General features: G+C 59.7%; 13 protein-coding genes and 4 tRNA genes. 2 read left to right on the forward strand and 15 right to left on the reverse strand.

Translation table 11 applies throughout. The features are described 5' to 3' along the window. Positions 1-171: 171 nt before the first annotated feature. The 4 genes from WC509_04130 to WC509_04145 are packed head-to-tail and all read right to left on the reverse strand — an operon-like array spanning position 172 to position 3,468. Positions 172-402, reverse strand: a complete 231-nt coding sequence (locus WC509_04130) for a DUF2129 domain-containing protein (GenBank protein ID MFA5006639.1) — start codon at positions 400-402, stop codon at positions 172-174. Next, positions 399-785, reverse strand: a complete 387-nt coding sequence (locus WC509_04135) for a hypothetical protein (protein ID MFA5006640.1) — start codon at positions 783-785, stop codon at positions 399-401. Before WC509_04135 ends, WC509_04130 begins: the two co-directional genes overlap by 4 nt. A 49-nt stretch (positions 786-834) precedes the next feature. Further along, complete coding sequence (locus WC509_04140) at positions 835-1,539, reverse strand: pseudouridine synthase (GenBank protein ID MFA5006641.1); 705 nt, start codon at positions 1,537-1,539, stop codon at positions 835-837. Between the two features lie 9 nt (positions 1,540-1,548). Beyond that, positions 1,549-3,468, reverse strand: coding sequence for an amylo-alpha-1,6-glucosidase (locus WC509_04145; protein ID MFA5006642.1), 1,920 nt, complete (start codon positions 3,466-3,468; stop codon positions 1,549-1,551). Positions 3,469-3,599: 131 nt separating this feature from the next. Between WC509_04145 and def the strand changes: the two genes are divergently transcribed. Next, positions 3,600-4,175 (forward strand): peptide deformylase, encoded by a 576-nt coding sequence (gene def / locus WC509_04150; protein MFA5006643.1) that lies wholly within the window; start codon positions 3,600-3,602, stop codon positions 4,173-4,175. Positions 4,176-4,211: 36 nt separating this feature from the next. Here the strand turns inward: def and WC509_04155 are convergent, their stop codons facing one another. From WC509_04155 to WC509_04200, 10 genes are all read right to left on the reverse strand, one after another. Next, the gene (locus WC509_04155; protein MFA5006644.1) at positions 4,212-5,429 is read right to left on the reverse strand and encodes an FprA family A-type flavoprotein; all 1,218 of its coding nucleotides are present in this window, start codon (positions 5,427-5,429) and stop codon (positions 4,212-4,214) included. A gap of 120 nt (positions 5,430-5,549) precedes the next feature. Continuing rightward, entirely contained in the window at positions 5,550-6,356 is an 807-nt protein-coding gene (locus WC509_04160) for a MetQ/NlpA family ABC transporter substrate-binding protein (GenBank protein ID MFA5006645.1), read from the reverse strand. Positions 6,357-6,398: 42 nt separating this feature from the next. Beyond that, a complete protein-coding gene (locus tag WC509_04165; GenBank protein MFA5006646.1) occupies positions 6,399-7,055 on the reverse strand; it encodes a methionine ABC transporter permease in 657 nt (218 codons plus the stop codon). Then, entirely contained in the window at positions 7,055-7,795 is a 741-nt protein-coding gene (locus WC509_04170; GenBank protein MFA5006647.1) for an ATP-binding cassette domain-containing protein, read from the reverse strand. Before WC509_04170 ends, WC509_04165 begins: the two co-directional genes overlap by 1 nt. A gap of 603 nt (positions 7,796-8,398) precedes the next feature. After that, positions 8,399-9,466, reverse strand: a complete 1,068-nt coding sequence (locus WC509_04175) for a nucleotidyl transferase AbiEii/AbiGii toxin family protein (protein ID MFA5006648.1) — start codon at positions 9,464-9,466, stop codon at positions 8,399-8,401. After that, positions 9,463-10,245 carry a DUF6577 family protein gene (locus tag WC509_04180; GenBank protein ID MFA5006649.1) on the reverse strand — a complete coding sequence of 261 codons (783 nt, stop codon included), beginning with the start codon at positions 10,243-10,245 and terminating at the stop codon, positions 9,463-9,465. The genes WC509_04175 and WC509_04180 overlap by 4 nt, the downstream gene beginning before the upstream one ends. 179 nt (positions 10,246-10,424) lie before the next feature. Next, positions 10,425-10,498, reverse strand: a tRNA-Cys gene (locus tag WC509_04185). A 34-nt stretch (positions 10,499-10,532) separates the two neighbouring features. Next, positions 10,533-10,609: transfer RNA gene (locus WC509_04190), tRNA-Pro, on the reverse strand. 13 nt (positions 10,610-10,622) lie between these two features. After that, a tRNA-Arg gene (locus WC509_04195) sits at positions 10,623-10,699 on the reverse strand. Positions 10,700-10,706: 7 nt separating this feature from the next. Next, a tRNA-Asp gene (locus tag WC509_04200) sits at positions 10,707-10,783 on the reverse strand. A 186-nt stretch (positions 10,784-10,969) separates the two neighbouring features. On the opposite strand from WC509_04200, the gene WC509_04205 reads away from it, so the two are divergent. Beyond that, positions 10,970-11,809 (forward strand): VOC family protein, encoded by an 840-nt coding sequence (locus tag WC509_04205; GenBank protein MFA5006650.1) that lies wholly within the window; start codon positions 10,970-10,972, stop codon positions 11,807-11,809. A 30-nt stretch (positions 11,810-11,839) separates the two neighbouring features. On the opposite strand, the gene WC509_04210 is transcribed toward WC509_04205, so the two are convergent. Beyond that, positions 11,840-12,367 carry a GNAT family N-acetyltransferase gene (locus WC509_04210; protein MFA5006651.1) on the reverse strand — a complete coding sequence of 176 codons (528 nt, stop codon included), beginning with the start codon at positions 12,365-12,367 and terminating at the stop codon, positions 11,840-11,842. Positions 12,368-12,506: the final 139 nt, after the last annotated feature.

Consider the following 12,506-nt stretch of genomic DNA (forward strand, 5'->3'; position numbering starts at 1 on the left):
CGCGCTTCTGAGAAGCCTCGGCGGCGACGATGCGGTAGAACGGTTTCTTCGTCGTGCCGAAACGCTGCAATCTGATTTTGACCATGGATTTCCCTCCTGATTAGCAAAGTCACCTTATTGTAGCAGATGTTCCGATGCCTGTCAATGTTTTTTCCTTGACAGGGAGCGGTTTCAGTCCTGAAAGTCGAGCTCCTGCATGTCGGCGAGCGAGGCCTCGACCTTGCGCACGTTGTTGACCGTCTCGAGCTGCTTGGCGATGCGGTCGAACTGGCTCGCGTCGACGTAGCCCGCGAGATAGCCGCGGTCCTCGTTTCGGTACGTGACGTGGACGCCGAGGCGTTCCACCTCGGCGATGACCTTCGGACTCTGATAGAAGACGATGATGCCTTTTCGCTGGATCATTTCGGTGCCCCTTTCCCACAGTGGGTCGTCGTGCCGGCGCGGCAGGAGTCGAGGATCGCGCGGATCTCCGCGCCGATCGGCTCGAAGATGGCGTTGATCTCCGCGAGCGTCTCCCGGTAGCGTCGATATGCGGGCGTCGCGTAGAGCGCCGCCTTGGCGGCGGACAGTTCGGCCGCGCGCGATTTGAAGTCGGGATGATGCCTGCCGACGGCGGCGACGGGCTCGTAAGCCGCCTTCGCGGCCTCGAAGGCCGTGCGTTCGGCCGTCGGTCCGTCCGGTCCGAGGAGCCGGTCCCGGGCCTCGGCGTAGGCGCCATAGGCCGGAGAGTTCCGGATCTCGTCGACGGTGCGCCAGGCTTCGATTGCGATGTCGGTGCGTTCCATCTGAATCACCCATCCAATTATACCATACCCGGCGGAATCACGAAAGGTTTCATCCGATCGCGCGGCCGATCTCGGCGTAGGAAAGTTCGCGGTATCCCCCGGGAGGAAGCGCCGGATCGAGTTCGAGGCCGCCGATCGCGGTCCGGCGGAGGGCGACGACCTCGTTTCCGATCGCTTCGAACATCCGCTTCACCTGATGGTACTTGCCTTCCTGGATCCGGATCCGCGCGGTCTTTTCACCGAGCGGCTCGACGAACGCGGGCAGGGTGCGGAAAAGCTGTTCCCTCCCGTCCCTGATCTCGACGCCCGCAAGCAGCGGCGCATAGTCGCCGAGCGGGTCCCGGAGCGAAACCTCGTAGGTCTTGAAGACCTCGTTTCTCGGACTGATGACGCGGTGCAGGACGTCGCCGTCGTTCGTGAAAAGGAGGAGTCCCTCGGCGTCGAGGTCGAGACGGCCGCAGATCGAGAGGTCGAAGCGGTCGTAGGGATCCTTCAGGAGTCCGACCGCGGTCGCATGGACGGCGTCCGCGTTCGCCGAAACGACGCCCTGCGGCTTGTTCATCATGAGGTAGATCCACTTCTTGTAGAAGACGCGCCGGCCGTCGAAGTCGATCTCCTCGATCTCCGGATTCACGTCCGCGCCGGGATCGGCGGCGATGCGTCCGGCGATGCGGACGCGGCCCTGCCGGACGGCTTCCCTGATGTCGTTCCGGCTTCCGTATTTCAGATTGCCGAGGAGTTTGTCGAGTCGCATGGAATCCTCCTAGATCCGGTCGAGACCGTTCTGTACGTACGTGCGGAGCAGTTCGCCGACGCTCCAGGCCTGCGACGAGCAGCCGCGCGAGACGCGGCCGTGAAGGCCGTCGAAGATCTCCGCGACGCCGCCGACGCAGCCTTCGCGGAGATGGTCCTCGAAGGAGCGGCACAGCCGCTTCATCCGGCGCTTTGCGCCATCGGTCGGGTGTGCTTTGAGATAGGCGTCGACGTAGGTGCCGATCAGAAATCCCCAGGTCGTCCCCATATGGTAGGAGAAGTCGCGTTTCCGGAGCGGCCCGGAGTATTCGGGGACGAACCGCGGATCGCATTTCGAGAGCGACCGGAGCCCGTAGACGTCGAGGAGCTCCCGGGTCGCGACGGCGACCACGGAACGGATCCGCGCCTGCGAAAGCAGCGGGTGCGGGAGGCTGCACGCGAAGAGCATGTTCGGCCGGACCGAGGGGTCCTCGGGGTCGACGACGTCATGGAGGCACCCCTTCGCGGGGTTCCAGAAACGGCGGTTGAAGCTTTTCCGCACCCGTTCCGTGAGCGCGCCGTAATCCTTGGGATCGGACCCGAGACGGCGCGCCAGCCCGTCCATGACGCAGAGCGCGTTGTGCCAGAGGGCGTTGATCTCGACCGGTTTGCCGTGGCGGGGCGTGACGACGACCCCGTCGATCCGGACGTCCATCCAGGTCACCTGGTCGAGACCCGACCCGGCCCGCATCAGCCCGTCGGAATCCATCCTGATCGAAAAGCCGGTTCCATGACGGTAACGGTCGACGATTCTGACAAGCGTCGGAAACAGGGTTCGCACCAAGGCCTCGTCGTCCGTATGCGAAAGATAGCGGTCGACCGCGTGGACGTACCAGAGCGAGGCGTCGGCGGTATTGTAGTAGGGATCCTGCCCGGCGTCGGGGAACATGTTGGGAATCAGTCCGTCCTTCTCGTAGCGCGCGAAGGAGGCGAGGATCTCGCGCGCCTCGGGGAAACGCTTCGTCACGAGACAGAGCCCCTCGAAGGCGATCATCGTGTCCCGTCCCCAGTCGGCGAACCAGGGCAGTCCCGCGAGCACCGTCGCAAGTCCCGTGGAACGCCGGTGCGCGAGGAACAGGTCGCCGGCGCGGACCAGCCGCGCGGCGAAATCGTCAACCATCCCGGCGTGGAGGACGACGTCCCGGACGCGGGTTCGGCTTGCTTCGACGATCGCTTCCGCCGATTCCGCGGGAAGTTCGTCGAGGGCGACGACGAGGGAGGCGGTGAGGGTCGTTTCCGCCGGAACGTCGAAGACGAGGGCGTAGGCTTGGAAGAAGGCGTCGACGCGGTCGTCGCCGGTCGCGGCGTCGAAGGCGTAGGTGACGTCGGACGCGATCGCCGGATCGTGACGGACGAAGGTGCCGAGGGACGCCTGCGCGACGATCTTGCGCGACGGCGCCTTGTCGGGGATGAGGACGAGCCGCGCGCCCTCGGCGGTCGCCAAGAAGGTGAGTCGGTCGGGGGTACGGACGTCGCCGTGGTTCCGCCAAGTGAACTGCGGGACCAGGCAAAGATGCGCCGCGCGCTTCCCCGTCGCGATCCGGTAGCGGATCGCCACGGCGTTTCCGCCGTAGCGGGGGGCGACCGTCTTCTCGAGGGTGACGCCGCCGACGCGAGAACCGTAGGTCGCGACCTCGTCGAGGGAAAAGGTACTTGCGATGAGGTCGTAGGTCCGGCCGCCGACGACCATGGTCTCGTCGACCTTGGCGAGGAGGAGCGTGCGGTCGGTCGGGGGGTTCAGGCTGACGACGAGATAGCCCTGATGCTTGCGGAAACGGCGGTTCGTCACCGAACCGGCCGCGTAGCCGCCCATCCCGTCGGGAAGGTACCATTCCTGGGGCAGGACCCCGTCCTTCGTCCGGAGTGCCTTCTGGTCGTACTCGTAGGTCATGTCGTCGCCTCCTCGTCCACCGATAATATTGTACCACGCGAACCGCGTTTGGCATATCCCGGGGCGATGCCTTGATGGAAACGGGACGTTTCGTGATATAATAATGAGTGGTGATGAAGAAGATGTTGACGATGAAAGACATCCGCCAGGAAGGCGATCCGATCCTCCGCCGTCGCGCGGAAGAGGTCGCGATGCCCTTGTCCCAGGCGGACTATGCGATCCTGAAATCGATGATGAACTACATCCTGAACAGCCAGAACGACGCGCTCGCGGCCGAAATGGACCTGCGTCCCGCGGTCGGCTTGGCGGCACCGCAGATCGGCGTCTCGAAAAGGATGTTCTGCATGAACGCGTTCGACGAGAAGGGCGAGGTCCTGCACCGCTACGCCTTCGTCAATCCGAAGATCCTGTCGAGTTCGGAGGAACAGTGCTACGTGCCCGGCGGCGAGGGTTGCCTCTCCGTCGACGAGGAGAAGAACGGCCTCGTGCCGCGCGCGAAGCGCATCAAGGCGCGCGCGATTCTGGTCGACCTCGAGACCGCCCGGGTCGACGAGGTGATCGTCAAGCTCTCGGGCTTCCCGGCGGTCGTCTTCCAGCACGAGTACGATCATCTCCTCGGAATCCTCTTCATCGACAAGAAAAAGGCCGAACTGCCCGGCATCAAGCCGATCGAGTTCGTCCACGAGGAAGAGGCGCAGGCCGAATAAGACGCGAAAGGCTCCGACGACGGAGCCTTTCTTCTTTCATTCCCTGCCCCGCATGAAGTTCGCGAAGCGGATGCCGAAGTCGTAAGCCTCCCGCAACTGGTCCGCCGATGGATTGAAGCGGATCCGGAGGCCTTCGATCGTCTTCATCTTCAACTGGGCGAGCCGGGCGAGGATGTTCGGGACGGCTTCGCCGCTCCATCCGTAGGAACCGAAGGCCGACGCGAACTTTCCGCCGTCGACGATCGGGTTCAGGCTCGAAAGGATGTCCCAGACCGGTTTCAGGGTGTCGGCGAGGATCGTCGTCGAGCCGATCAGGAAGGCGTCGGCCGCCTGGATGCGGTCGACGATGTAGTGCGTCATCGTGCCGACGATGTCGATCGTCTCGACCTTGACCTTGCCTTCGAACGCGGCCTCGACGCCCTTCTTCACTTCCGCCGACATCTTGAGCGTGTAGCCGTACGCACTCGCGATCGGAATCACGACGAGCGGGATCTCGTTCTTCGGCCGGATCTCGGCCCACTTGGCGTAGAGCGCCTTCGCCTCCTCGATGTTGGTCTCGTCGAGGACGGGGCCGTGGCTCGTGGCGACGTACTTGAGGGGCAGGTCCTTGATCCGCTCGAGACCCTTCTGGACGAACTTCCTGAACGGCGACATGATCGCGTCGAAGTAGTCCTTGAGTGCCTTCCGGTAGTCGTCCTGGTTCTTGACGTTCTTGGCGAAGACGCCTTCGAAGGCGTAGTGGGCGCCGAAGAAGTCGCAGGTGAAGAGGATCTTGTCCTCTTCGAGCCAGGTGAACATCGTGTCCGGCCAGTGCAGGTTGGGCAGCGTGAAGAACCGGAGGGACCGGTTCCCGAGCGAGAGGACGGCGTCGTCCTTCGCCTGGACCGCCTTGAACGGGCGGTTGACGATCTCCTTCAGGTTGGAAAGACCGGCCGCCGTGGCGACGACGGTCAGGTCGGGATTCAGATCGAGCAGTCTGGCGACCGATCCGGAATGGTCCGGTTCGGTATGGTTCAGGACGACGTAGTCGATGTCCTTGAAGTCGACGAGCGACTGCACCTTGGCGATGTAGTCGTCCTGAAAATTGACCTTCGCGGTATCGATCAGGGCCGTCTTCTCGCTGCCGACGACCAGGTAGGCGTTGTAGGTCGTGCCGAATTCGGTCTCCATCACGATGTCGAAGACGCGGAGGTCGTAGTCGTTGACGCCGACCCACCAGAGTTTCTCGGCGAGCTTCTTGACTTTGGTCTGCATGGTTCTCACTCCTCCCATCCATTATACTCCAAGAGGGCTTACCGTGAAAACCGGATGCACGCGAAACGCTCGTTCAACGGGCGGAAAACGACGAAGAACCCCTGCGGAGAGGGGCGTGGATCAGAAGACGGGGACGACGGAGACGCCGTAGGAGGCCGCGATGAAGTCCCTGACGGCCTGGGTGCGGAGCGCTTCGAGCAGGACCGCGATCGCCTCGGCGTTCTCGGTTCCCGCGCGCACGGCGATGATGTTCGCATAGAGGTCCGCGGCCGCCGAGTCGACGGCTTCGGAGACGAGGAGCCGGTCGGTCACGCCGGCCTCGATCGCGTAGTTGCCGTTGATGACGGCGAAAGCGACGTCTTCGAGCCGCGAGGGGATCGCGGCCGCCTCGAGCTCGACGATCTCGAGACCGAAGGGGTTGGAGACGATGTCGAGTACGGTCGCCGACAGGCCGGCGCCATCCGCCAGCCCGATCAGTCCGTTCGCCTCGAGGAGGAGGAGCGCCCGGGCGAGGTTCGAGGCGTCGTTCGGGACGGCGACGGAGGATCCCGACGGGATCGCCGAAAGGTCGTCCTCGGTGCCGGCGTAGAGGCCGAGCGGTTCGAAGTGGATCGCGCCGGCCGAGACGAGCGACGTCCCGTGGGCGGCGTTGTAGGAGTTCAGGTAAGGCACGTGCTGGAAGAAGTTGGCGTCGAGTTCGCCGGCGGCGAGGGCGTCGTCGGGCAGGACGTAGTCGGTGAAGACGACGATTTCGAGTTCGTAGCCGCGGGCTTCGACGACGGCGCGGACGGCTTCGAGGATCTCGGCGTGGGGGACCGGCGTGGCGCCGATCGTGATCGTCTTGTCGGCGATGTTCGCCTTGCCGGAACAGCCGGCGAGGGCGAAGAGGACGAGGAGCGCGGAAAGGGACGACAGGATCTTTTTCATGGGGTGAAATCTCCTTTTTGATTTTTAGTGGGATGGCTTGGATCAGCGGAGGCGTCGGTCGATCCTGCGGGCGATCGCATTCGATGCGATCTGGATCGCTTCGACCAGGACGATGAGGATCAGGATCGTGACGAGCATGACGTCCGTCCTGTAGTTGTAGTAACCGTAGCGGATGGCGATGTCGCCGAGACCGCCGCCGCCGGCGGCACCGGCCATCGCCGAAGAACCGAGCAGGGCGATCGCGACGATCGGAATCTGGCGGACGAGGATGGGAAGCGCCTCGACGAGGTAGACCTTCCGGACGATCTGCCAGGGGGTCGCGCCCATCGCGACGACGGTCTCGATCAGGGTCGGCGGAAGCTCGGCGAGGGCCGCCTCGACGACGCGGGCGACGAAGGGGGCCGCCGCGATCGCGAGCGGCACGATCGCGCCGACGGTGCCGATCGAGGTGCCGACGACGAAGCGCGAGAACGGGATCAAAAGCATCATCAGGATCACGAACGGGATCGAGCGCATCGTGTCGACCGTCCATCCGAGGATCGCGCGGACCCGTTTCCGGGGGACGATCCCGTCCGGTTTCGAGACGGCGAGGACGACGCCGGCGGGCAGGCCGAGGAGGACGGCGAAGAACAGCGAGAGGGACACCATCGCGACCGTCTCGCCGGTGCCTTCGAGCAGCAGGGGGATGAGTTCGGTCATCATGACACCTCCTCTCCGAGAAGCAGCCGCGTGATCGGCGCGCGCGGGTTCGTAAACACCGATCCGGTCGGCCCGCTCTCCGCGACCGCGCCCCGGTCGAGGACGACGACGTCGTCGCAGAGGGCGCGGACGATCCCGATCTCGTGGGTGACGACCACGACGGTGACGCCTTGTTCGCGGTTGATCCGCGAGAGGAGCGCGACGACGTCGCGGGTGGTGATCCCGTCGAGGGCGCTCGTCGGCTCGTCGCAAAGCAGGATGCGGGGCGAGGGGGCCAGCGCGCGGGCGATCGCCACCCGCTGCATCTGTCCGCCGGAGAGCGTCGCGGGATGGCGTTTCGCCTTGTCGGCGAGGCCGACGAGGTCCAGCAGTTTTGCGACGCGGGCATCGGCCTTCGCCTTCGGCCAACCGAGGATCGCAAGCGGGAAACCGACGTTTTCCGCGACGGTCCGCTGCAGGAGCAGGTTGTATCCCTGGAAGACGACGCCGAGCGACTGACGGAGGTTTCGGAGCGCGAGCGGATCGAGGCCGGCAACGGCCTTCCCGTCGATCTCGATTGCGCCGGCGTCCGGTTTCGCGAGCCCGGCGATGCAGCGGAGGAGGGTCGACTTGCCGGCGCCGGACATCCCGATGACGCCGGTGACGGCGCCCTCGCGGATTTCGAAGTCGACGTCGTCGAGGGCGGCGACGTCGCCGTCCGCGCCGGCGAAACGCTTGGTGAGATGGTTGATCCGGATCATGGAAGCTCCTTTCCGAAACGAAAAAGCGGAGACTCGAGAGAGTATCCGCGGCTTATCATGTTTTGATCTCAAAAAGCCATCCGGGAGTCCTTTCGGACCAACAAAAAAGATGACGGTTCGAGTACGCCAAATGATTCTCTGGTTATACTCTATCGCGGTAACGGGCAACCCCGTCGCAGCCTAACCGTCACGGTTCGGTGCGCGACTCCGAGATCATCTCCGCGAACGCATGCATTGCCCCCTCGCACCTGCCGGGGCTCTCTTGGAATGCTTCTGTTCGCGGCACTTCTCTTCGATGTCTTTCGTTTCGATCGAATTGTTAGCACGATTATACCAGATTCAAAGCGGAAATCAAGAGGGCGGAACGAGGTCGTCGGAAATGAAGGCGTTATCATGCGGAGGGAGCGACGACCCCGACCGCAACCCGCATGGGGCGGGAGGGGGGATTCCGGGCCTCTTCGGACGCGATCGACGTCCGCCGAATGAAAAAGATTCCGACCTGAAGTTGATTTCGTCATGGTTCATTGTCCCGTGATCGCCAAGTCTGTGTCAACCAGAAGGTCGTCACAAGCAAGTTTGCGAATGATTCCGATTCGAATCAAGTCATTTGAGGGAAATGTTCAAACAAGACATATACCTCAGACAACCATTGAACAGGTCTACCAATTCCGCATCGATTGCGGCCAATTGTTTTCTTGTAGACTTGAAAACAGAATATTCAGCTAGATATTCAACTGGTTCCATCATCATCCCATCGAATTTATCTTTGCTTCCTGCAATCACCAGGAGCGATGCAAAGAGGGCATCCAATGCTGATTCTTTTGCCTTTTCAAGGTTGAATGAAAGATCTCTTGTATATGAGGAAAAACCACGAATCGCCCTTTTGATGTTTTGATATTGTTCTTTGTCGAGTATCCCTTCTGAGACAATATTGATGCTTGTCCTGATTGTATCCTTCAAAACATCCTCTACGGAAATGGTAGCTTTTCTACGAGAAATTACCGCCTTGGAAATCGTTTCATATATTTCCTTATATGAAGGAGAAAATCGATAATGCTTCATCAAAAACGAAACGTCAAACATTTGTTTGACAACCTCTACGTCTCGGCCTTCATTCAACTTTTTTCCGATTGTGTTTGGAGCGAATGCACACAGTTTGTCAGCCAATAGATCATGGACCGAAGGGGTGATGACTTTCAAAAATGGCGGAGTTGACTGGAGCAAATAGTTGTTGATTTCCACCTCGACTAAATCCCGGTAACTCGATTCATCAAATACGACATCCAGTAAAATGTATGTTTCTCCATTGATGGCGCCGTTATAATGAAATTCGAAATGCTGTTTATCGATGTCATATCTCGGTGTGCGGAAATCCTCAACGACCGATGTGAATTGGGACTTGCCGATGACACGAACCAGGTTTTCTACCAGAAAGAAGTCCTTGTACTTCGGATCGACCAGAATATCAATATCGATAGAAAATCTTGGAAAATCAGAACTAATCAAGGACAAGCAAGTACCGCCCTTAAAGATGAAGTGTTTGAAATTGGCTTGCAGGATTTCAAGAAGATGCAGTCCATGGATCTGCCGCTCGATAATGCCTTGGTCGCTTCTCTCTTCGCCTTTTACTTTGAGTATCCATTCTTTGTCAAATGTCCTAGGATCAATCATGGTTCATAGACCCCAATCACGCTCAGAATGTTTTGAACCTTATTTCTTGTAATCGTTCCTCTGATTCTTGCATAGGACAATAGGGTCGTAATACTGACTCGATACTCTTTGATCATTCTTTTATAGATGTTCAAGATTTCGCTTTGGTCAATATTCAATAATTCTTCGTTGATTGCAAGGATATCCACAAGGATCTTTTCAGGCTTAGGTACGGAAACGTTGTTCGTCTTCCTGTTTGCATATAATGGGGATCTCTTGGGTAACTTTTGAATGATGATGATGTTCTCCAACATATAACTGAAGTAGTCGAACCCTTTGATTCTACTGAGCGGAACTACATTCTTGAAACTCTCCTTCATTTGGAAAAACAAATTGTCTATCCTTGATTCATCCACTTCAATCACAACATAATTCTTATATATTTGATGAACCATGAATTGATTCAAAACAGAAGTCTCCCAAATGGATATTCTGGGATCAATTCCATAACGCGATTGACGATCACTCGAGAGTCTGCGGTTGTATTGATCAAGGAAATCCAATAACTTTGAGTCAATCTTCATTCCAAATGATCGGCTATCGTTTTTGTCAACGACTTTGAATTTTTTATTTCCCAAGTCCTGAATGTATCCCGCGTTCTTAAGGTCAAATAATCTCCACGCCAAAGAAATGGGACTAATGTCTGAAAATTGGTCTCGAACATATGATTCAAGTTCCTTTTTACTTGTGATTGTCCCGATAGGAAAGTTGTCATAAAAATTCTTTTGTAATATATCCACTATTATCCTCTGTAATTTGCGACTATATTGTCTTCAGTAGCATTTTACTCGATTTTATCACCTATTCTTTGCATTGTCAACATTATAGGTAAAATGCGACTCTATTCATTTCAGTCGCATTTTACTTCTGTTCCGCAAAAAAAAGATTCCAACCTAAAGTTGAAATCGGCAAGTCATATTGGAGGACCTAGTCGGATTCGAACCAACGGTCAGGGAGTTGCAGTCCCTTGCCTTTCCTCTTGGCTATAGGTCCAGTCGATGGAATGCGGTCAGCATCGGAGTCCGTATGGTCGGGAAGACAGGATTTGAACCTGCGACCTCCTGGTCCCAAACCAGGCGCTCTACCAAGCTAAGCTACTCCCCGATTAAAAAAAGAATGGCGCGCCCAGCAGGAGTCGAACCCGCAACCTTTAGATCCGTAGTCTAACGCTCTATCCAATTGCGCTATGGGCGCGCTTATATGGCGGTCCCGACGGGATTTGAACCCGCGATCTCCTGCGTGACAGGCAGGCATGTTAGACCACTACACCACAGGACCGTGGTTTCATTCTCTTTTCAGCCGTCGGGAAAGGCCGATATCTATATTACCAAATCCCAAGCCGAAATGCAACTTTTTTCATCCGCTTTCGCATCGTTTTCCGCCATCCCCAGATGCGTCCCGAGTGCGTCTCGCCCCGTTCCTTCAGGCGCGGATGGTATAATGTGCCTGGGGATGTGAATCGACATGGACTATCATGGACATCAGGCGCTCCGCGTGGGCGCGATCGAACTCAAGGTGGCCGACCTCGGCCGCGCGGAATCCTTCTACCGCGACGCACTCGGCTTCAGGGTCGCGCGGGTCGACGACGGTTCGGCGGTCGTTTCGGCCGACGGCGTCACGCCGCTCGTCACGCTCCGGCACGCGCCGGGGGCGAAGCCGCGCGGTCGGACCGCGGGTCTCTTTCACGTCGCCTTCCTGCTTCCCTCGCGGACCGCGCTCGGCGGCTTCCTGCGCCGCGCGATCGACACGCAGCTGCCGATCCAGGGCGCGGCCGACCATCGCGTGAGCGAGGCGATCTACCTGCAGGATCCGGACGATCACGGCATCGAGATCTACGCCGACACGGCGGACTCCGGCTGGCGAAACGAAGCCGGCGAACTCGACATGGGCACCGATCCGTTCGATTATTCCGGGGTCTACTACGCCGCCGAGGAGGCGGACGGAATCCCCGCCGGAACGACCCTCGGACACCTCCACCTCGCCGTCCGCGATCTGGAGAAGTCGCTTTCCTTCTATCGCGACGTCGTCGGTTTCGCGGTCACCGCGGACGGATATCCCGGAGCGCGGTTTTTGTCCTCCTCCGGGTACCACCACCATCTCGCCCTGAACGTCTGGGAACGCGTCCTGCCGCGCGTCGAAGGCCGCGCGGGGCTTGCGGCGGCGACCGTGTTCTTCCCCGCGTGCGAAGCCGCGGCGGCCGCCGCCGGGCGCGCCCGCGCCGCCGGCTGTCCGGAAGCTTCCGACGATCGCGGGACGGCCTTCCTCGATCCCGACGGCACGCTCGTCCGGTTCACCGTCCGATAGAAAATGAAAGCCACCTTCCGGTGGCTTTTCTTACGGTTCGATCCAGTAGCGCTGCACCGGACTTCCGTCCGGATGGATGACCTCGTTCTCCAACTTCCCGCCGCACGCCATGATCGTCCGCGCGCTGGCGACGTTGACGGTGTCGCAGGTGACGAGGACGCACCCGATCCCGTGTTTCCGGCAGATCGGAAGCGCCATCGAAAGCATCGCCTTGGCGCGGCCCTTGCGGCGTTCGGAGGGCCGGACGCCGTAGCCGACGTGGCCGCCGTAGTTCAGCAGATAGTCGTTCAGCTCGTAGCGGATCGAGACCGCGCCGAGCAGACGCTCCTCGGCGTCGTCCTCGAAGAGCAGGAAGAGTCCGGAGCGGACCTTGTTCGGGGGCAGGTCACGGCCTTCGGCGTATTGCGCGGTGATGGCGAGGAAACCGTCGAAGTCGCCGCCGCAGGGATCGAGCGCCCACGGGGTCATTCCCTCGCCCGTCTGGTTCCATTCGTTCAGATAGTCGCGCCACGCCGCCCGGTGACGGGGGGCGGGGACGACCAGACGCAGCCTCGGCATGCGCATCACTTCCTTCCATGAACGTATTATATAACATCCGGGCCGGAATCGGTCCCGAATTCGGGGTGATTTTCCGTCCTCCCCTTGCAAAAAGGCGGGTTCGCCCGTATAATAAACTTCGAACACCAACGACAATCCA

The organism is Candidatus Izemoplasmatales bacterium (genome assembly GCA_041649275.1).
GTDB lineage: Bacteria > Bacillota_I > Bacilli_A > Izemoplasmatales > Hujiaoplasmataceae > UBA12489.